Genomic DNA, 20,981 nt, shown 5'->3' with positions numbered 1-20,981 from the left:
AACCTCTCACCCTCCCACGCCTTCGGCGCGGGCCCCTCCCTCTCTCAAAGAGAGAGGGGTCGCCTAACTCACGCTTCGCTCAGCGCCTTGACCCCGCCGCCGTCGGCCGGCGTCACCACGTAGCGCTTCAGCACTTCCGTCGTGTAGTCGGTCGACAGGATGGTCGAGACGGCGATCAGTTCGCCCACGGCCTTGCCCTTTTCCAGGGTCAGCAGGACAAAGCCCTTGGCGCTGGGGTGGGCGTATTTCACTTCCTTGTTGCGCTGGACGAAGGCCTCGCCGATCGGGGCGCCGGGCATGATGTCGCCGTAGCCCGGCGAGGTGACCGAGGTGGCCCCGAACTCGGCGGCGACGCGGGTCGAGCCGGCGTCGTCCCACAGCTCGTTGGCCCAGAACATGTGGCTGTCGCCGGCCAGGACGATCGGGGTCGCCTGGCTGGCCTTGAAGATGTCGTAGACCCGCTGGCGATCGACCGGATAGCCGTCCCAGGCGTCGAGGTTGGAGGGGATGTCGAAGGCCGACATGGCCACGCCCCCCGCCACCCGGCCGCGGGCGTATTCGGGCAGGGCCGCCAGCATGGCGTCGAACTTCTCGTCGCCCATGGTGGCCTTGAGGTTGGGCGGGGCGACGCGGGCCATGACCACCTGGTTGCCCAGCACCTGCCAGGCCGTGCCGGCCTTGACCGAGGCGTCGACCTCGCGGGCCAGCCACTGCTCCTGGCCCTCGCCCATCATCCGGCGCGAGGGATCCTTCCACTTGGCGACGAAGGCGGCGATGTCGGGCTTGCCGTCGGCGGTCTTGGGCAGGTCGCGCTCGTAGGTCAGCTGCTCGGTGCGGGCGGTCAGGCGGGTCTCGACCATCAGGAGGGTGGCGACGTCGCCGAACTGGAAGCGGCGCCAGGCGGCCTCGGGCAGGGTTCCGCTGGACGGTTCGCGGATCGGCATCCACTCGTAGTAGGCCTTGAGCGCGGCGGCCTTGCGGGCGGCCCAGTCGCCTTCGCCCCCATTCACGCCAAGAGGGCCCGGATCATGATTTTCCGCCCCGCCGACCCAGCTGTCGTTGGCGGTCTCGTGGTCGTCCCAGACGACGATCCACGGCGCGCGGGCGTGGGCGGCCTGCAGCATCGGGTCGGTCTTGTAGAGGGCGTGGCGGCGGCGATAGTCCGACAGGCTGACGATCTCGTGCGGCGGATCCGGCTGGCGCTGGGCGGCGACCGGCGAACTCATGCCGTAGTCCTTGGGACCGCCGCCGTATTCGTAGATGTAGTCGCCCAGGTGCAGCACGGCGTCGACGCGCGGCAGCTTGGCGATGGCGTCGTAGGCGTTGAAGTAGCCGTTCGGATAGAGCGAGCACGAGGTGACGGCCAGGACCACGTCCTTGACGCCGCTCTGCGGCAGGGTGCGGGTCGCGCCCGTGATCCCCTCGCCGACCGGCTTGCCGGCCTTCAGGGCGCGGAAGCGGTAGTGATAGTCCGTGCCCGGCTTGAGGCCCGTCGCGTCGATCTTCACGGTCCAGTCGCGGCCCGCGTCGGTCAGCGTCCGGCCCTGGGCGACGAGGGTCTTGAAGTCCGGATCGGTCGCCACTTCCCAGCGGACGGCGACCGGGGCGGTCGCGCCTTCGCCCTTTGCGGCTTGGGGCGTGACGCGGGTCCAGAGGATGACGCGGTCGGCCAGCGGATCGCCCGAGGCCAGGCCGTGCAGGAACTTCACCTCGCCCTCGAAGGGCTTGGGAGCGGCGGCGGCGACCGGCGTGGCCGCGCCCGTGCCGAGCAGGGCCAGAAGCCCGCGACGATCGATCTTCATGTACGCACTCCCCGACGGGACGCCCACGGCGTCTGCAAGCGGCGTTAGTCCCGCCTGGCGACAACCATATGACGCACACGGTTATTCGGTGAAGAGATCCTCCCCCTCTGGGGGAGGTGGCCCGAAGGGCCGGAGGGGGGACGTTTTCAGCTTTCGAGATCTTGGCCGACCTCGCAACGACTTCCCCCTCAGTCGGCTTCGCCGACAGCTCCCCCTTCAGGGGGAGCATCCGACCTAGCGCCTAAGCGGCGCGGGGCCGCGATAGAGCCGGCGCCAGACCCATTCCAGCGGACCCATGGTGAAGCGGTCGAGCCACCAGCGCGACCACAGGATTTGGACGATCCAGATGGCGACGACGACCAGGGCCAGGGCCGGGCGGTCGAGGCGGGCATAGAGGCCAAGGCCGCGGCCGCCGTAGAAGATGGCGGTCATGATCAAGGACTGGGAAAGGTAGTTGGTGAAGGCCATCTGTCCGACCGGCGCCAGCACGGCGGGGATCCTGCGCCAGAAACCGGACGAGCGGGCGGCCAGGGCCATCAGCCCGACATAGGCCAGGGTGGTCAGGGGGGCGGTGATGGTCTGCAGGCCCTCGGCCAGGTGCAGCACCGGCTGGGCCATGCCGCCGAACACGAAGGTGAAATAGGCCCAGCCGGTCGCGGCCAGGGCCAGGAGGCCGACGGCGATCAGCACGCCATAGGTCCGTTTCGAGGCCTCGCCGGTGAAAACGCCCTTCTTGTAAGCGCCCAGGCCGATCATCATCAGGCTGGTCGTCAGCAGGAAGATGATCGGCTCGTAGGGCAGGCTTTCCAGCCGCTCGCGGGCGTTGACGGCCATCGACTGGATGAAGTCGCCGCGATAGGCCGCGATCGCCGCCGCGCCCTTGGCCGCCTCGCGGGCGGCTTCGGCCGCGGTCTCGGACGGCGGCTCGCCCGACAGCAGCGCCAGGCCCAGGGCCGACAGGGCGGCGAACACCAGCCACACGCCCACGCCCCAGCCCAGCAGCCGCCGCGCCGGCCACGACCGCGCCTGGGCCACAACGAAGCCGGCCAGGGCGTAGCTCAGCAGCACGTCGCCCCACCAGATCGCGAAGCCGTGGGCGATCCCGAAGGCCAGCAGCCAGAAGAGGCGCCGATGCAGCAGGCGATCACCTTCCCGTCCCCGCTCGCCGCCGACCAGGAACATCGAGATCCCGAACAGCATCGAGAACAGGGTCACGAACTTGCGCTGGAACAGCCATTGGGTGACCAGCCAGACCGACATGGTCTGCGGCCCGGTCCCGAACGGCCAGGCCGTCACGCTGTCGCTGAGATCGAGCGGAAAGGCGAACGCCGGCGCGTTGCACAGCAGTATGCCCAGCACGCCGAGGCCGCGCAGCGCGTCGAGCAGCAGGATGCGGTCTTTGTCGGCGGCCATGCGGCGCTTGCCCCGGGGGTGAGTCGGGGGATGGTGACGGGCTTCGCGGGCGGCGTCAGCCCTTTAGCGCCCGCCGCCGCGCCCGTCAGTCGTCGATATAGGCGTAGCTCACGCTTTCGGTGTCGCCCGCGACGTCACAGACCCCCTTGCCCGCCACGACCACCGGCTTGGCGCTGGCGTTGGCCGAGAGCAGCAGGGCCAGCATCGCCTGGCCGGACAAGGTGTTGGTGCTGAACGCCCAGCGCCCGGGGAAGCTGGCGCTGCACGACGGCTGGGCGTCGCGGGTCCCGCGCTGCCAGAAATACACCACGCCGGTGTCGGTGATGGTGATCTTGTATACCGTGCCGGCCTGGGCGACCGAGGCCTGGGCGGTCGATGCGCCCGACACGAAGATCGCCGCAGCCGCAAGCGCCGCCAGAAGTTTCCGCATCCTGCCTGATCCCCGAACCCCGAAGCCGCCGGCCGTGCGCCGCGACTGACGTAGCTCTACCGTGGACGCAGGGCGGCTGTACAGGCTGCAATCGCCACAAACAGAACCCACGATTGCAGCGATGCGGACGGGAGAGACGGGCCGGGCATAAGACTGCCCGGCCCGCGATCATCAGCCCTGGACCGACAGCTCGCGCAGCGCCGCATTGGCGATGGTGAGCTTGGCGAAGGTCCAGCCGCCGCCGGCCTGCTCGATGTCTTCCACCGTGCGCTTGGCGGCCTTGACGCGGTCGGCGCGCAGGGCGGCCCACGAGGTCACGGCGGCCTTGGCGGAGGACTCGTCGTCGCCGGCCTGGGCGTTGGCGGCGAACTTCAGGACCGCCTGGGTGATGGCGGCCTGCTCGAACAGCAGGTCCTCGATCAGGCGGCGGACGGCCAGGCGCTCGAAGCTGTCGCCGCCGACGAACTGGCCGGCCGCCCAGCGCAGGCGGTCGAAGCCGAGGGCCGCGCCGACCTGGTGGTAGAGGCGGGCGACGTTCTCGACGCTCCAGCTGGACGCATTGCCGATATCGACGAGGTCGGCGGCCGTGGTCGTCGGCTGCAGGGCGGCGACGGCTTCCGCCAGCGCCTGCGGGGCGCCGTCGGCGACATAGGCCTTGGCGCGCTTGGCCGTGGTCTTCTGTTCGAAGCCCGACAGGATCGTCGGGGTCAGGCTCTTGAGGGCGGCGACCGACGGACCGTAGGCCTCGACCAGCTGCTTGACGCTCGACTTGTCGCGGAAGGCGCGGCGGGCCAGCCAGAAGGTCAGGCTGCGCAGGGCGTAGGCCAGGGCCTTGTAGAGGGCCGTCTGGCCGTCGGCGCCGGCCTGGTTGTCCAGGGCCGAGACCTGGTCCCACAGGGCGTCGATCCCGAGGATCTCGCGGGCGGCGGCGAAGCCGACCACCAGGGCCTCGACGTCGCAGCCGGCGGCGGCCTTCAGGCGGCTCGGGAAGGTCGGGCCGCACATGTTGACCATCTGGTTGCCGACCACCGTGGCGATGATCTCGCGCTTCAGGCGGTGCTTCTGCATGGCGTCGGCATAGACGCCCAGCGCCTTGGGGAAGTAGCCGTGCAGGGTGGCCTGGAACCAGGGATCGTCCGGCGCGCGCGAGGCGATGATCTCGTCGAACAGATCAAGCTTGCCGTAGGCCAGCAGCACGGCCAGTTCCGGCCGGGTCAGGCCCTTCTTGGCCTGGGCGCGGTCGGCCAGGACGGCGGCCTCGGGCAGGCCCTCGACCTTGCGGTCCAGGCGCCCACGGCCTTCCAGCTCGCTCATGAAGCGGGCATGGGAATCGAGCTCCTCGACGCTGTCGCTTTCCAGCAGGGTCAGCGCCAGGGTCTGGTCGTAGTTGTGCTCCAGCACGTGATGGGCGACGTCGTCGGTCATCGAGGCCAGCAGGGTGTTGCGGCTGGGACGATCAAGCTCGCCCGAGCGCTCCAGCAGGCCCGTGAGGATCTTGATGTTGACCTCGTGGTCGGAGCTGTCGACGCCGGCGCTGTTGTCGATGGCGTCGGTGTTCAGGTGACCGCTGCTTTGCGCGAACTCGATGCGGCCGGCCTGGGTGAGGCCCAGATTGGCGCCCTCGCCCACCACCTTGACCCGCAGGTCAGAGCCGTTGACGCGGATGGCGTCGTTGGCCTTGTCGCCGGCGTCGGCGTTGGTCTCGCCCTTGGCCTTCACATAGGTGCCGATGCCGCCGAGATAGAGCAGCTCGGCGCGCGACTTGAGGATCGCCGTCATCAGCTCGGCCGGCGAGACGCTGGCGGCCTTGAGGTCGAGCATGGCCTGAACCTCGGGCGACAGCGGGATCTCCTTCTGGTTCCGCGGCACGATGGCCCCGCCCTTGGAGAGCTTGCTGGCGTCATAGTCGGCCCAGGACGAGCGCGGCAGCTTGAACATGCGGTCGCGCTCTTCCCACGAGATCGCGGGATCCGGATCGGGGTCGAGGAAGATGTGACGGTGGTCGAAGGCGGCCAGCAGCCTGGTCTGCTTGGACAGCAGCATGCCGTTGCCGAACACGTCCCCCGACATGTCGCCGACGCCGACCACGGTGAAGGCTTCCGTCTGGATGTCCTTGCCCAGTTCGCGGAAGTGGCGCTTGACCGCTTCCCAGGCGCCGCGGGCGGTGATGCCCATGACCTTGTGGTCGTAGCCGACCGAGCCGCCGGACGCGAAGGCGTCGCCCAGCCAGAACCCGTAGGACTCCGCCACGCCGTTGGCGATGTCGGAGAAGGTGGCCGTGCCCTTGTCGGCGGCGACGACCAGGTAGGGATCCTCGCCGTCGTGGACGACCACGGAGCTAGGCGCGATCACCTTGTTGTCAGCGTCGATGTTGTCGGTGATGTCGAGCAGGCCGAACAGGAAGGTCTTGTAGGCGCGGATGGCCTCGGCCTGGATGGCGTCGCGGTCGCCGCCGCGCGGCAGCTGCTTGGGATAGAAGCCGCCCTTGGAGCCGACCGGCACGATGACGGCGTTCTTGACCTGCTGGGCCTTCACCAGGCCCAGGACTTCGGTGCGGAAGTCGTCGCGGCGGTCGGACCAGCGCAGGCCGCCACGGGCGACCGGGCCAAAGCGCAGGTGCACGCCCTCGACGTGCGGGGCCGAGACGTAGATCTCGCGGTAGGGCTTGGGCGCGGGCAGGTCGGCCAGTTCGCGCGAGGCGATCTTGAAGCTGATGTGCGGCTTGGGCGCGCCGTCCTCGCCCGTCTGGTAGAAGTTGGTGCGCTGGATCGCGCCGACGAGGGCGGCGATGCGGCGCAGGGCCCGGTCGGCGTCGAGGCTTTCGACGGCCTGCAGGGCCTCGGTGATCTTGTCGGCGACCGCGACGGCCTGCTCCTTGCGGGCGTCCAGGTCGACGGCGATGGCCGGGTCGAACTTGATGCGGAAGAGATCCAGGATCAGGCGGGCGACGCCGGGATTGTCGGCCAGGGCGGCTTCTTGCACGGCCTGCGACGGGTCCAGGCCCGTCTGCTGGCGGTAGCGGGCCAGGGCGCGGACCAGGGCGGCCTCGCGCCAGTCGACGCCCAGCTCCAGCACCAGGCGGTTGAAGCCGTCGCTCTCGGCGCGGCCGGTCCAGATGGCGACGAAGGCGGCCTCGAAGGCGCCCTTCACGTCGGCGAAGGCCAGGTGCTCGCCCTGCTCGTCGCGCAGCACGAACTCGTGCACCCAGGTCGGCGAGATCAGGCCGTCGACGATCGGCTTCAGCTTGAAGCCGTCCTCGATCAGGGCCTTGAGGCCCATGTGCTCGAGGATCGGCAGCACGTCGGCCAGGGGGGCGGCGGCGCCGGGGCGATAGAGCTTGAAGCGGAAGGTCAGGGCGTCGTCGCCCTCGCGGCGGAAGGCGCGCACGCGCACGGCCTCGCCGGACTTCAGGTCGTCGACGACGGCGATGTCGGCCAGGGCCTCGGGGGCGTCGTACTGGTCGCGATAGCCGGGCGGGAAGGCGCCGGCCCAGCGACCCAGGGTGTCGACCACCGGACGGGTGGCGCCGCGCTCGCGGACGATGGCCTCGAAGCGGTCGTCCCAGGTGCGGGTGGTCTCGGCGATGGCCGCTTCCAGGGCCGCCAGGTCCGGGTCGCCGTGCTGGCCCGGCTTGACGCCGAGGATGTAGTGCACGCGCGCCAGGGGGGCGTCGGAGAAGCTGGGATAATAGGCCGAGACGCGGCCGTCGAAGGCCTGGCTGAGCAGCTCGCCGGCCCGTTGGCGCACGCCGGAGTCGTAGCGTTCGCGCGGGACGAACAGCAGGGCCGAGATGAAGCGGTCGAAGGGGTCGCGGCGGGTGAACAGGCGCACGCGCGGCCGGTCGTAGAGGTGCAGCACGCCCAGGGCCATGGAGAGCAGGTCGCTCTCCTCGATCTGGAACAGCTCGTCGCGCGGCCAGGTCTCGAGGATGTTGCGCAGGCGCTTGCCGTTGTGGCTGTCGGGATCCTTGCCGGCTTGGCCCAGCACGTGCTCGACCTTGCGGCGGATCAGCGGCACCTCGTGGGCGGGGGTCTCGTAGGCCTCGGCGGTGAACAGGCCGACGAACCGGACCTCGCCCGAGGGCTTGCCGTCGGGGCCGTAGCGGCGGATGCCGACATAGTCCATGTAGCCGCGGCGATGGACCTTGGAGCGCAGGTTCGACTTGGCCACGACCAGCGGCGCGCCGAGCAGCAGGTGGTCGCGGACCTGGGGCGACAGGATCGCCGGCTCGCTTTCGCGGCGCAGGACGGTGCGGGTCTGGTCGCGCAGGACGCCGAGGCTGCCTTCCGGCTGGTACAGCGGCTCCTCGGCCGCATAGCCGCCGTCGCCGGTGCGGGGGTAGTCGTAGACCCGGGCGCCCAGGAACACGAAGTGGTCGCCTTCCAGCCAGTCGAGGAAGGCCAGGCCCTCGGCCCGCTCCTCGGCCGGCAGGTCGACGCCGGCGCCGCGCAACTCGTCGATCGTGCGGCGCATCAGGGCGCGCATGGCGTCGAAGTCGTCGACGGCCAGGTGGACGTCGGCCAGGGCGTCGCGGACGGCGGTCAGCAGGGCCGCTTCCCGGTCCTGGCCGACGGGCTCGAGCCAGACCTGGATCAGCGAGCGGCGCTGGCCGGCCAGTTCGACCATCGGGTGGAACATGGCGCGCACCGAGAAGCCGGTCTCGGCGATGGCGCCCATGATGCTGTCGACGAGGAAGGGACGGTCGGGCTGGACGATCTCGAGCACGTCGCCGCCTTCGGCCGCGCGGACGCGCAGGGCCAGGGGCTGGTCGGCGGCGGATTCGGCGAAGCGCCAGAGTTCGGCGAGGGCGGCGGCCACTTCGGCGGGTCCGACGCCGGGCAGTTCCTCGGCCGACCAGTCTTCCGACGCCAGGGCCGCGAACTGAGCCTGGGGCGGGGAAAGCGATCCGCCCAGCGCCGCGGCCAGGGCCGCGCTCAGAGCGTTGGACGCCTGCTGGTTCGCCTTGCGGTCATTTTCGCCGACCATGGGTATTTCCTCGCGAATTTTTGGCGACAACCTAGCCCTTTCCCACGCGCGTTCAACACACACGCCTGAGAACCGAACAATATTTTGCCTAAACTGCCAAATTCCGAAGGATGCGCCACCCACATTTCTAGCCGAGCCGGATGACCGTTGATTGTTCGGAAATGCGGTCCGGAAACGGAAGCGCCGCCGGTGGGGGGAGACCGGCGGCGCAGGCCCGCCTTGGGGGGAGCGGCGGGCTGTTTCCGCTTACGACGCGCCAGGTAAAGCAGGCTGGCGTCGCGCGGGACCGGGGTGGGGGCTCCCGGTACGAGACTTAGATAGGCGCGCCTTTTCGGAATTTAAGCCCCTTTTTTCAAACTCGGCCTTTTTCTCGCAGAACCCTGTTTGGCAACGCCCGCCGGGCCGTGCGAGACGGCTTTCTCGCCGCTGGGATCGCCGTCTTCCGACAGCAGGATGGCGATCCAGCGGGTGCCGTCGAACTGGGCCAGGATCAGCATCACGGCCACCGTCAGGGGCGTGGACAGGAACATGCCGGTGACGCCCCACAGGGCGCCCCAGACGGCCAGCGACAGCAGCACCACCGTCGGGTCCATGTTCAGGCTGTCGCCCTGCATGCGCGGCAGCACGACGTTGCCGACCACGAAGTAGATCACCTGCAGGGCGGCGGCCAGGATGATGGCCGGCAGCAGGGTGTGATTGAACTGCACGAGGGCGAACAGCGGCGGCAGGATGCAGCCGACGGCTCCGCCCAGGATCGGGATGTAGCTGGCGATGAAGATCAGGAAGGCCCAGAAGAAGGCGTTGTCGAGCCCGACCAGGGCCATCACCGCCCAGGCGGCGATGGCGATGATCAGGCCGGTGACGGTCTGGATCCACAGGTACTGCTCCACCCCGTTGCGGATCCGCTGGAACAGGGCCATCGAGCGGTCGCGCTCGGCGTGATGCGGGAACAGGGCGACGATCTTGCGCGAGAAGCCCCGGCGCGAGGCGACGATGAAGCCCAGATAGATCAGCACCAGCACGGCGTTGGAGGCGAAGTTCTGCAGGCTGCCGGCGACGGCGCCGACATATTGCTGCGGATTGAGCTGGGCGATCAGGTCGTCGATGGTCGGGGGCACCTGGACGCCCACTAGGCCGGTGACCTTGGCGATCACCTCGTTGAGGCGCGGGGCGTAGGCCTTGGCCTGGCCGACGAACTCGGCGCCGTTGTCGACCACGATCCACACCGAGCCGCCGAACAGCAGCAGCGACAGCAGGATCGCCATCGGCAGGGCCAGGCGCTGCGGGAACTTCGGCACCCGGTTGCTCAGCACCCGGGCGAAGCTGTCGATCATCACCGCCAGGAAGGCGGCCAGGGCCAGCGGGGTGAGGATGTCGCGCGCGAAGTACATGGCCGCGCCGGCGGCGACCACCGCCAGGAAGACGACGGCGTTGCGGCTGGTGATCGAGGGCGGAGCGGTCGTCATCGACGGGAATCTCTTTTGACGTAAGTCTTGGGGACCATTGTTCAGCCGGAATGGCGAAGGACAAGGCTTAGAGCTAGGCTTAAGCCTCAATCATGTAGGGAAGTTGCGCATGACCCTGGAGATCGGCGACGGCGAGATCCTGATCGGGCTCGGTGAAGGGCCCGTGACGCAGAGGCTCGACCGCTCCAACCGCCACGGCGTGGTGGCCGGCGCGACGGGCACCGGCAAGACGGTGACCTTGCAGATCATGGCCCAGGCCTTCGCCGACGCCGGGGTGCCGGTGTTCGCCGCCGACGTGAAGGGCGACCTCTCGGGCGTCGCCGCCCCGGGCGCGCCCAACGAGAAGATGCTGGCCCGCGCCGCCTCGATGGACATCGCCCTGGCCCCCGGCGCGCCGCCGACCATCTTCTGGGACCTGTTCGGCGAGAAGGGTCACCCGATCCGGACGACCATCTCGGAGATGGGGCCGGTGCTGCTGTCGCGGCTGCTGGAGCTCAACGACGTGCAGGAAGGGGTGCTGACCATCACCTTCCACGTCGCCGACAAGGACGGCCTGCTGCTGCTGGACCTGAAGGATCTTCAGGCGGCGCTGAAATACGTGGCCGACCACGCCGCCGACATCGGCACCCAGTACGGCAACGTCTCGCCGGCCACGGTGGGCGCGATCCAGCGCAAGCTGCTGACCCTGCAGACGCAGGGCGCCGAGCACTTCTTCGGCGAGCCGGCCCTGAAGCTGGCCGACATCATGCGCATCGACGTCACCGGCCGCGGCTACGTCAACATCCTGGCGGCCGACAAGCTGATCCAGTCGCCCAAGCTCTATTCGACCTTCCTGCTGTGGCTGCTGTCGGAGCTGTTCGAGGAGCTGCCCGAGGTGGGCGATCCGGAGAAGCCCAAGCTGGTGTTCTTCTTCGACGAGGCGCACCTGCTGTTCAACGACGCGCCCAAGCCGTTGATCGAGAAGATCGAGCAGGTGGTGCGGCTGATCCGCTCCAAGGGCGTGGGCATCTATTTCGTCACCCAGAACCCGGCCGACATTCCCGACGCGGTGCTGGGCCAGCTGGGCGCGCGCGTGCAGCACGCCCTGCGCGCCTACACCCCCGCCGACCAGAAGGGGCTGAAGGCCGCGGCCCAGTCGTTCCGGGTCAATCCGGCCTTCGACACCGCCGAGACCATCCAGGCCCTGGGCGTGGGCGAGGCCCTGATCTCGGTGCTCGACGCCAAGGGCGCGCCGACCGTGGTGCAGAAGACCCTGATCCGCCCGCCGGCCTCGCGCCTGGGTCCGCTGACGCCGGAGGAGCGCGCCGCCGCCGTCGCCAAGAGCCCGGTCGCCGGCCTCTATGACCAGGTGCAGGACCGCGCCTCGGCCTACGAGACCCTGCAAGGCCGCGCCGCCCAGGCCCAGAAGGACGCCGCCGCCGCAGAGGACGCGGCCGAGGCCGAACGCCAGCGGGCGGCCGAAGAGAAGGTGCGCGAGCGCCAGCGGGCGCAGGAAGAACGCGAAGACGCCCGCGCCTCGCGGCCGCGCGCCTCCAACCGCCAGGGCATGGCCGAGACCTTCGCCAAGTCGCTGATCCGCACGGTCGCGTCCCAGGCGGGGCGGGAGATCATGCGCGGGCTGCTGGGGGGCTTGAGCCGGAGGCGCTGATTTCCTTCTCCCCTTGCGGGAGAAGGTGTCGACGAAGTCGACGGATGAGGGGTCTCTCAGACCTGAACCGCCGCGCCCGGCCTATCCGCCGTTCGCGGTTGAAAGGACTATCAACCCCTCACCCGACCCGCTTCGCGGGCCACCCTCTCCCGCAAGGGGAGAGGGATCAGCGTCGGATGGCCTCCGCCAACGCCGACCGCAGCTGCTCTATCCGGAACGGCTTGCGCAGGACCGGCCACGGCGAGTCCTCCAGGGCCGCGGCCAGGCGGTCGCCGGCGTAGCCGGTGGTGAGGAGGACGGCCATGTCGGGGTCGCGCTGGACGGCGGCGCGGGCCAGCTCGACGCCGCTGACGCCGCCGGGCATGACCAGATCCGACAGCAGCACGTCGAACGGCGGCTCGGCCTCCAGGCAGGCCAGGGCGGCATGGCCGTGCTCAGCGACCACGACGATACAGCCCATTTCCGACAGCGCGCCCTCGGTGATGGCCCGGACGCTGGCGTCGTCCTCGACCAGCAGCACGCGCACGCCCGACAGATCGGCGGCCGGACCGGCCTCGGCGACGATCGCTCCCAGCGCCTCGGGCGCGGCGGCCGGCAGGTGCAGCGACACGGTCGTGCCCCGGCCCTCCTGGCTGTCGATGGTCACCGCCCCGCCGCACTGGCGCACGAAGCCGTAGACCTGGGCCAGGCCCAGACCCGTGCCCTTGCCGACCTCCTTGGTGGTGAAGAACGGCTCGAACACCCGGCCCAGCACCTCGGGCGACATGCCGTGGCCGGTGTCGGTGACGGCGACCCGCACATAGTCGCCGGCCGGGGCCTCGCCCGCCTGGCCGTCAACCAGCGCCTCGGCGGTGACCGAGACGGTGATGGTCCCGGCGTCGGGGGTGGCGTCGACGGCGTTGACGACGAGGTTGAGCAGGGCCGCCTCGAACTGGGCGGCGTCGACGCGGCTGGCGCCGGCCTGCGGATCGGCCTCGACCACCAGGGTCTTGGCGTCGCCGGCCGCGCGGCGGACCAGGGGCTCGACCTGCAGGATCAGGCCGGCGATGTCGACGACCTCCAGCTTGAGTTCCTGGCTGCGCGAGAAGGCCAGCAGCTGGCGGGTCAGGCGCTCGCCGCGCTGGCCGGCCGCCAGGGCCGCCTCGCCAAGCCGCTGCACGCGGGCGATGTCGCCGGGCTTCTTGAGGATCATGTCCAGCCCGCCGACCATGACGGTCAGTAGGTTGTTGAAGTCGTGGGCCACCCCGCCGGTCAGGCGGCCGACCGTCTCCAGCCGCTGGGCCTGGGCCAGCGCCGCCTCGGCCTTGGCGCGCTCGGCGATGCTGGCCTCCAGGGCGGCGGTGCGCTCGACCACCCGGGCCTCGAGTTCCAGCGTGGTCTCGACCACCTCGGTATTGTCGAAGCAGCTGCCGATATAGCCCTGGAACTGGCCGTAGGCGTCGTGGCGCGGGGCGCCGGCGCTGCTGATCCAGCGCCAGGCGCCGTCGGCGCGCTTCAGCCGGAAGGCGGCGCGGAACGGCTGGCGCAGCTTGGTGGCGGCGAAAACCTCGGCCTCGGCGGGACCCAGGTCGTCGGCATGGACGCCGTGCGCCCAGCCCCTGCCCTGCTCCTCCCCCAGCGAGCGGCCGGTGAACTTCAGCCAGGCGTCGTTGAACCAGACGCAGTCGCCGTCGACGTCGGAGATCCAGATCATCACCGGGGCGGCGTTGGCCACGCCCCGGAACTGCTCCTCGCTGGTGCGCAGGGCGGCGGCGGCCTGGCGCTCGCGCGTCACGTCGCGGAAGGTGATGGCCAGGCCCTCGCTGATCCGCACGCCGGACGAGCGCACCCAGCGCGGCTCGCCGTCGATCACCCGCATCAGCTCCAGGTCGTCGGGGCCGCCCTCGTCGAGCAGCCGCGTCAGGCGGACCAGCATCTGTTCGCCGGTGTCGTCGCGGAAGACGTCGCGCACCCGGCGGCCGGTCAGGGTGGAGATGCCCTTGGGCCGCATGGCCTGGGCGGCGGGGTTGGCGTAGGTCCAGCGGAAGTCGATGATCTGGCCGCCGCGGCGGATCGGCTCCAGGATGACGAAGGCGTCGAGCGAGGCCTCCTGGGCGATGCGGAACCGCTCCTCGGCCGCAAAACCGTTGCGCACCGCCAGCCTAAGCGCCGCGACGAACAGCACGATCAGGCCGGCGCTCACGGCGAAGGTCGCCAGCTGGGCGGCCTCGACGGCGTCCAGCGGTCCCATCCACAGCAGCTTGACCAGCAGGGCGCTGGCCCCGACCGCCAGCAGCCCGCCCCACAGGCCGCCGACCAGGGCGGCCAGCATCACCGCCACGAAGAACGGCGGGAAATTGCTCGGATGGTTGGTCAGGGCGACGGCGCCGACGCGCGCCGCGGCGGCCAGCCCCACGGCCAGGACCACGAGGCACAGCCGAAGGATCGGCCGATCGACGGACGAGGCGAAGCGGATCGCCGTCCGACTGAGGAATTGGCCCATGCCGCCGCCCTAGATCACGCGCACACCCCAATAGGGCGCGTGAGCTAACGCCCCTCAGCGGTGAAGGTTCCGGTGTATCAGGCCGCGCCGCGAACCTTGACCTTGGGAGCCTTGGCCTCCGGCGTCTTGATGGGCTCGAACACGGCGGCGGCGCTGGCCAGGGTCCAGGCCGACAGGCTGTCGAGCGGACCCGGACGGCCGATGGCGTAGCCCTGCAGCTCGGCGCAGGCCTCGCCGCGCAGGAAGTCGATCTGCTCCTGGGTCTCGACGCCCTCGGCCACGACCGGGATCTCCAGGCTGCGGCCCAGGCCCAGCACGGCGCGCACGATGACGGTGGCTCGGTCGTGGCGGTGGATGTTCTCGACGAAGCTCTTGTCGATCTTGATCTTGTCGAACGGGAACGACTGCAGGGTCGACAGCGACGAGAAGCCGGTGCCGAAGTCGTCCATGGCGATGCGCACGCCCAGGGCCTTCAGACGACGCAGGTTGTCGAGCGCGCGCTGGTAGTCCTTGAAGAGGGCGCTTTCGGTGATCTCCAGCTCCAGTCGCGAGGGCGACAGGCCGGTGGCGATCAGCACCTCGTGCACCAGGGTGGGCAGGTTGGGCTGGTTCAGCTGCAGCGGCGACAGGTTGACGGCGATGCGCAGCGGGCGGTCCCAGCTGGCGGCGTCGGCGCAGGCGCGGCGCAGGACCCACTCGCCCAGCTGGGTGATCAGGCCGTTCTCCTCGGCCACCGGGATGAAGTCGAGCGGCGGGACCATGCCGCGCACCGGGTGCTTCCAGCGGACCAGGGCCTCGAAGCCGCAGACCTCGCCGTCGGCGGCGCGGGCCAGCGGCTGGTAGAACACCACCAGCTCCTCGTCGGTGATCGCCTGGCGCAGCTCGCGGGCCAGGGTGCGGCGCTCGCGGATGGTCTCGTCCATCTCGCGCTTGAAGAAGCGATAGACGCCGCGGCCGCTTTCCTTGGCGCGGTAAAGGGCCATGTCGGCGTTGGCCAGCAGGGCCTCGGCGGTGCGGCCGTCGTCGGGGAACAGCGACACGCCGAGACTCGCGCCCATGGCCAGGTCCTGGCCTTCGTAAGAGGTGGGCAGCGACAGCTGTTCCAGCACGTGGCCGGCCAGTTCGGCGGCCGCGGTCGGCTGGTCGCCGGCGGCGATCTGCACGATGATGAATTCGTCGCCGCCCAGGCGCGCGGCGAAGGACGGGGCGGTGACCGACTCCTGGAGGCGGCGCGCGGCCTCGACCAGCAGGGCGTCGCCCGCCAGGTGGCCGTGCAGGTCGTTGGCTTCCTTGAAGTGGTCGAGGTCGATGCAGACCAGGCCCAGGCTCTCGCCCGAGGCCTCGACGCGCTCGAGCGCGGCGGCCAGGCGCACCTGCAGCGAGTTGCGGTTGGGCAGGCCGGTCAGGCCGTCATGTTCGGCCAGATAGCGGATCTTCTCCTCGGCCGAGCGGCGCTCGCGCAGGTCGCGGATGGCCAGCACGGTGAGGCCCGAGGTCTCGGTGCGGGCGCCGTCGTCCATCAGGCGCGAGAACACCTCGACCGGAATGGCGCGGCCGCCTTCGGGCGGCTGAAGCAGGCCTTCGCGGCGCACGCCCTCGCGGGAGGATTCCTTGCCGTCGAAGGTCAGCATGGCGTTGTAGAGCGGCTTGCCGACCAGGTCGCCGAGCGAGGCCCCGGCCAGTTCGCAGAAGGCGGCGTTGGCGTCGTTGATGCGGCCGTCCTGGACCACGACGATGCCTTCGTAGGCGGCGTTGGCCAGGCGGCGGATGCGGTCGAGGGCCGAACGGCTGGTCGAGGACTCGATGGTCACCGCGCCCAGGCCGCCCAGAATGATCAGGCCGGTGATCGAGGTGACGGCCAGGGTCAGCACGGCGCCGGACAGGAGCTGTTCGGGCACGATGACGCTGGGGTCGGGCATGATGGTCACAGCGCCCATGCCGGTGAAGTGCAGGCCGCAGACGCCCAGGGTCAGAATGCCGCCGCCGATCAGCTGCTTGGGCAGCGTGCGGGCGCGGCCGCCCAGCACCAGGGCGCCGGCCGAGAACGCGACGCCGATCAGCACCGACACGGCGACGGTGGCCTGTTCCCAGACCACGTAGCCCTGGGTCACGAAGGCGGACATGCCGGTGTAGTGCATCGCCCCGATGCCCAGGCCCAGCAGCAGGCCGCCGGCGCAGTCGTTGGTGCGGGTGCGCTCGGCCGAGGCCACGGCGAAGCCGGCGGCCATGAACAGCACGGCGATCATCAGCGACAGCAGGGTGCCGGCGGGGCTGTAGCCCGTCTTCAGGCCCGGGTCGTAGGCGACCATGCCGATGAAGTGGGTAGCCCAGACGCCCGAGCCGGCGACGAGGCCGGTGAGCAGCAGCCAGGCGCCGCGGACCAAGCCGCGGGCCCCGCGCAGGCGCGAGAAAAGACGGAACGCCGTGAAACACGCGGCGAAGCAGACGAGGCCGGCGACAAGCACGAGCCTGAAGTCATGCTGCCCGGTGAGGCAGGTCAGAACCTTCAACAAAGGCGTTCCCCCAGAGTGGTACGAAGCCACTCTGTGCGGAAAGATACAAAAAAATGGTTTCTAATACGCGGCCAGGTAGTCGCAGGCGCGGCCCATTGCCGCATTTCGTAGTGAATCGAACCTTAATCCGTCCGATTGCACGAAATATACCGCGCCCGCGGGGTGTTTCTTAGAAGAAGCGTTCGCCGATACGGACGGTGTCGCCCGGGCCGACCTTGGTCGAGGGCGTGAGTTCGACCTTGGTCTCTTTCTCTTCGCCATCGTGCTTGATGAACACCTTGCCCTTGTCGGCGCGGTAGGTGTAGCCGCCGGCCGTGGCCACGGCGTTCTGGACGGTCAGGCCCGAGGTGTAGGGATAGGTGCCCGGCTTGGTGACTTCGCCCAGGATATAAAAGGGGCGGAAGTTCAGGACCTCGACGCTGACGCGCGGCTCCTTCAGGTAGCCGTCGCGCAGGGCTGTCTCGACCGTGTCCTGGAACTGGCGGACGCTGAGGCCCTCGGCCTTGACCTCGCCGACCAGCGGCAGGGAGAGCTTGCCCGAGCCGGTGACGTAGAACTCGCCCGACAGCGACGGCTCGCCGAAGACCGTGACCCGGACCTTGTCGCCCGAGCCCAGCTGGTAGTCGAGGCCGGCGGCCTGGTCGGCGGTGATCGGGGCGCTGGCCTGGGGCGCGGGCGGGGCGCCTTGGGCTTGGGCCGCCGGTGCGATCGCGGCGAGGGCCAGGCAAAGCGAAGCCGCCCGAATGAAGCGCCGAACGGTAATCATGCTGGTCACGTCTCTTGGCTGCATCCCTCGCCGGTCTCATGGCATGGGCGAAGGGCAGCCACAAGCATCACGCCGGTACGGCTCGACGTTTTCGCGCCTGCAGCATCGAAGGCGGTCCTTCGCCCAGGCGTACGGCGGTCAGAACGCCCGTGGCGTAGGCTCCGGTGTCGACATTGATGCGATGCGGTCCGACGAACGGCTCCTCGTCGGGAGTGTGGCCGTGCACGACCACCAGGCCCAGGCCGTGGGGCTGGTGCAGGAAGTCGCCGCGGATCCACAGCAGGTCCTGCGGATCCTGCTCGGCCAGGGAGCGGCCGGGCCGCACGCCGGCGTGGACGAACAGGTAGTCGCCATAGAGGGCCGACAGCTCCAGCTGGCGCAGGAAGGTCAGGTGCCGGCTGGGCAGGTTGCGCTGGAACTGCTCCTGCGCCGCGCGCCAGGCCTCGGGATCGCGGCCGGCCGGCCGGGCGACACCGTAGGAGGCCAGGGTCTCGCCGCCGCCGAACTCGGCCCACACCGGCCCGCCCTCGGGATCGTCGAGGAACTGCAGCAGGGTCTGCTCGTGGTTGCCCATCAGGGCCCGCACCTCGAAGCCGGACGCGCCGCCGGACACGGCCTTCAGCGCCTCGACCCGGTCGATCACCCCGGCCGAGTCCGCGCCGCGGTCGATGTAGTCGCCGACGAACACCAGCACCGGCCGGTCCTGACGGCGCAGGCTCGCGAAGTCGGCGGCCACGGCGTCGAGCAGGTCGTCGAGCAGGTCGAGGCGGCCGTGGACGTCGCCCACGGCGTAGACCACCCGCCCGCCCGTGCTGGCGGTCTTGGCCTTCGACGCGGACTTGGGACGCAGGAAGCGGAAAACCATGGGCTCTGACGATGACGGAAAACGAGGCTTCAAACTGCCTCAGCCGCTTGCGGGCGGCAACTGTCGCCGCGCGCCATTGTTAACACGAAATATACCGAGAATTTGCACGCCAATTTCACCGTGAATATTCAGAGACTATTATCAATAATACCGAATAAACCAGATCGCTTATTCGTTAAAACACCAAGCATTTTGATCCGATATTCAATGAAGGATCGCAGGATGGACTCACGAATTTCGCGAGACCACCATGAAGATCTCCGCATTTCTTGGATCCGCCGCCGTCGCCCTGAGCGCGATGATCGCCGCCGCGCCCGCCATGGCCGCGCCGCCGGCCTTCATGCCGCATGGCGCCCCGGCCGCGGCCCCTCCGGGCTTCAAAGCCTTGTGCCAGCGGGATCAAGCGAGCTGCATCGCGCCGCCGCAAGAGGTCGCCGCCCTGGCGCTCGACGCCAGTTCCGCCGCCATCAACACCTCGTCGATCGGCGAGCGCCGCCTGACCTGGGGCTCGGCGCCGCTGGCCGTCTCGGCAGTAGAAGAAGACGAAGATACTTCCGTCCAGACCATCGAAGTTCTGCGCGCCGTGCGCCCGGACGTTAACATTCGCCTGAGTTCGCTGGACCAGACCCTGGCCGCCCTGATGGCGACGACCGCCGCCGCCGCCCAGCCGGCCGGCGTGACGCTGGCTTCGGACGTCGACGGCCTGGCCCGCCTGACCCGCGACCAGATGAAGCTGATCAACGAGATCAATCGCCAGGTGAACCGCGAGGTCCGCAAGGCCGACGACTTCGATCTCTACGGCCTGGCCGAGTATTGGTCGCTGCCGAAGGTCATCGACGGCAAGATGTACGGCGACTGCGAAGACTACGCGCTGGAGAAGCGCCGCCGCCTGATCGAGGCGGGCGTGCCGGCCTCGGCCCTGTCCATGGCCGTCGCGGTCACCGCCCGCGGCGAAAGCCACGCCGTGCTGCTGGTCGCCTTCGAGCAGGGCGACTGGGTGCTCGACAACCTGACGCCCTGGGCCACGCCCTGGAGCGAACTGAACTATCGCTGGATCGAGCGCCAGGTGGCCGGCTCGTCGGCCTGGGTCTCGGTGAGCTGAGCCCCGGCCCTCCCCGGATCTCAGCCCAAAGAGAAAGGCCTCGCCCCGGATCCCGGAGCGAGGCCTTTAATCTTGGTGCGGCGCCCCTTGGTTAGGCGCCTTCCGGCTGAAGCCTAGTAGGCGTTCTCGGCCAGCAGCAGGTGCGGCACGGTCAGCAGGATGATGCGGATGTCGCTGAACAGCGACCAGCCGTCGATATAGGCGATGTCGGCCTTCACGCGCGCGGCCATGGCCTCGACGTCGGTGGTGCCGCCGCGCAGGCCGCGGATCTGGGCCAGGCCGGTGAGGCCAGGCTTGGCCTGGAAGCGCATGTGATAGGTCGAGATCAGCGCGCCGTAATAGGCGTCGTGCGCCATGGCGTGCGGACGCGGACCGACCAGCGACATGTCGCCCTTCAGCACGTTGAGCAGCTGCGGCAGCTCGTCGATGCTGGTGGTGCGCAGGATCTTGCCGATCTTGGTGATGCGGTCGTCGTCGCGCTTGGCCTGGACGACCTTGTCGCCGTTCTCCTCGCAGCGCATCGAGCGCAGCTTGAAGATCGTGAAGGTGCGACCGTTAAGTCCGCCCCGCGTCTGGCGGAACAGGATTGGTCCAGGCGATTCAAGTTTGATCAACAGCGCCGCAAGCAGAAGCACGGGCGCGAAAAAGATCAGTGCAAGGCCTGAAACGACGACGTCGATCACACGCTTGCCGGGGTCGACAGCCACGCGCGGAAGAATCTCCGACGGGACGCCGCCCATGAGTTCGGTGTTCGAGCTTCCGCTCACAGCGCAACCCCCTATCCCACCACACACAAAACGAAGCCCGCCCCACTTCGTATCTAACTACCTAATGCAACTCTTCGACGACGTCGCGCGGAAACTGATACTTAACCATAAATATAGTGACATTGCATAAACCCTGTTCCTTCACGCAGGCTTTAGGGTCAGCGAACTAGGCTGTAGTCGCGTAGGGAGGGCCTGCGCGTAGGACTTCGGGTTCCATGCCGCACGTCAATCTCTCGCTGAACAGCCTCGCCCAGACGATCCCGGCGCCGCGTCGTCTGCCGCGCGCCATCGGCTGGGGCCTGGCCGCCGTGGTTTCCGCCGGCCTGTGGTACGCGGCGGTCGAAGCCGTCCGCCTGCTGTTCTGATCTTTCAGTCCTGATTTCGGCCCCTGACGGCGCCGTGCGCCGCGATCAGGGTCGCCATCAGGGCCGGGCGCCCAGAGCCGTGAGCTCCAGCGCCATGCCCACCCGGCCAGCCGGGTTGCGGATGCTGTTGGCCAGGGCGATGAAGCGCTTGGGCTTGCCGCGCAGGCGCAACTCCGCCCCCAGATGATAGAGCGCCTGCTCGCGGGCCGCCGGCGTCAGCCGGTCCCAGCGTTCGAAGGCGAAGACCGTCCGCGCGCGGAACAGCCCCGTCTGCAGCGGCGCCACCAGATACGATCGCTCCAGCGCCTGGGCCGCGGCCTTGTCGCGCCCGGCCGCCGCGTCCACCGCCGCCCGCCGCAGCCAGGCCGAGCCGGAC

Annotated in this window: 13 protein-coding genes and 1 pseudogene; 3 read left to right on the top strand and 11 right to left on the bottom strand. The window is 69.5% G+C overall.

All coding sequences use genetic code 11. The features are described from left to right. Positions 1–68: 68 nt before the first annotated feature. The 5 genes from DMC18_RS03335 to DMC18_RS03315 form a co-directional block, all read right to left on the bottom strand. Positions 69–1,802 (bottom strand): alkaline phosphatase, encoded by a 1,734-nt coding sequence (locus DMC18_RS03335; protein WP_110121923.1) that lies wholly within the window; start codon positions 1,800–1,802, stop codon positions 69–71. Positions 1,803–2,036: 234 nt separating this feature from the next. After that, positions 2,037–3,215, bottom strand: coding sequence for a DUF418 domain-containing protein (locus DMC18_RS03330; protein ID WP_110121924.1), 1,179 nt, complete (start codon positions 3,213–3,215; stop codon positions 2,037–2,039). 85 nt (positions 3,216–3,300) lie between these two features. Then, entirely contained in the window at positions 3,301–3,645 is a 345-nt protein-coding gene (locus tag DMC18_RS03325) for a hypothetical protein (RefSeq protein WP_110121925.1), read from the bottom strand. 171 nt (positions 3,646–3,816) lie between these two features. Then, a complete protein-coding gene (locus DMC18_RS03320; RefSeq protein WP_110121926.1) occupies positions 3,817–8,631 on the bottom strand; it encodes an NAD-glutamate dehydrogenase in 4,815 nt (1,604 codons plus the stop codon). Positions 8,632–8,969: 338 nt separating this feature from the next. Then, on the bottom strand, positions 8,970–10,097 hold the full coding sequence (locus DMC18_RS03315) for an AI-2E family transporter (RefSeq protein WP_110121927.1): 1,128 nt from the start codon (positions 10,095–10,097) through the stop codon (positions 8,970–8,972). A gap of 109 nt (positions 10,098–10,206) precedes the next feature. Here DMC18_RS03315 and DMC18_RS03310 point away from each other — a divergent pair, with 109 nt between their 5' ends. Next, positions 10,207–11,745 (top strand): helicase HerA-like C-terminal domain-containing protein, encoded by a 1,539-nt coding sequence (locus tag DMC18_RS03310; protein ID WP_110121928.1) that lies wholly within the window; start codon positions 10,207–10,209, stop codon positions 11,743–11,745. A gap of 166 nt (positions 11,746–11,911) precedes the next feature. On the opposite strand, the gene DMC18_RS03305 is transcribed toward DMC18_RS03310, so the two are convergent. The 4 genes from DMC18_RS03305 to DMC18_RS03290 all read right to left on the bottom strand — a co-directional run bounded on the left by DMC18_RS03305 (position 11,912) and on the right by DMC18_RS03290 (position 18,371). Beyond that, positions 11,912–14,227, bottom strand: coding sequence for a PAS domain-containing sensor histidine kinase (locus tag DMC18_RS03305; RefSeq protein ID WP_110121929.1), 2,316 nt, complete (start codon positions 14,225–14,227; stop codon positions 11,912–11,914). Positions 14,228–14,304: 77 nt separating this feature from the next. Next, positions 14,305–16,740 (bottom strand): EAL domain-containing protein, encoded by a 2,436-nt coding sequence (locus DMC18_RS03300; RefSeq protein WP_110121930.1) that lies wholly within the window; start codon positions 16,738–16,740, stop codon positions 14,305–14,307. Positions 16,741–16,909: 169 nt separating this feature from the next. Beyond that, on the bottom strand, positions 16,910–17,506 hold the full coding sequence (locus DMC18_RS03295; protein WP_110121931.1) for a polysaccharide biosynthesis/export family protein: 597 nt from the start codon (positions 17,504–17,506) through the stop codon (positions 16,910–16,912). Positions 17,507–17,573: 67 nt separating this feature from the next. Beyond that, positions 17,574–18,371 carry a metallophosphoesterase family protein gene (locus DMC18_RS03290; RefSeq protein ID WP_110121932.1) on the bottom strand — a complete coding sequence of 266 codons (798 nt, stop codon included), beginning with the start codon at positions 18,369–18,371 and terminating at the stop codon, positions 17,574–17,576. A 250-nt stretch (positions 18,372–18,621) separates the two neighbouring features. Here DMC18_RS03290 and DMC18_RS03285 point away from each other — a divergent pair, with 250 nt between their 5' ends. Continuing rightward, positions 18,622–19,473, top strand: a complete 852-nt coding sequence (locus DMC18_RS03285; RefSeq protein WP_110121933.1) for a transglutaminase-like cysteine peptidase — start codon at positions 18,622–18,624, stop codon at positions 19,471–19,473. 113 nt (positions 19,474–19,586) lie between these two features. On the opposite strand, the gene DMC18_RS03280 is transcribed toward DMC18_RS03285, so the two are convergent. Continuing rightward, positions 19,587–20,213, bottom strand: coding sequence for an exopolysaccharide biosynthesis polyprenyl glycosylphosphotransferase (locus DMC18_RS03280; RefSeq protein WP_110121934.1), 627 nt, complete (start codon positions 20,211–20,213; stop codon positions 19,587–19,589). Between the two features lie 242 nt (positions 20,214–20,455). Between DMC18_RS03280 and DMC18_RS25855 the strand changes: the two genes are divergently transcribed. Further along, the gene (locus DMC18_RS25855; protein WP_158285848.1) at positions 20,456–20,605 is read left to right on the top strand and encodes a hypothetical protein; all 150 of its coding nucleotides are present in this window, start codon (positions 20,456–20,458) and stop codon (positions 20,603–20,605) included. Positions 20,606–20,662: 57 nt separating this feature from the next. On the opposite strand, the pseudogene DMC18_RS25850 reads toward DMC18_RS25855, so the two are convergent. Next, positions 20,663–20,981 (bottom strand): annotated as a pseudogene (locus DMC18_RS25850) (O-antigen ligase family protein); the annotation flags it as partial.

The sequence above is a fragment of the Caulobacter sp. D5 genome (assembly GCF_003185805.1).
In the GTDB taxonomy this organism is placed as follows: Bacteria; Pseudomonadota; Alphaproteobacteria; order Caulobacterales; family Caulobacteraceae; genus Caulobacter.
Note: the sequence above shows the minus strand (reverse complement) of the source record. Positions and strands in the feature narration are given on the sequence as shown.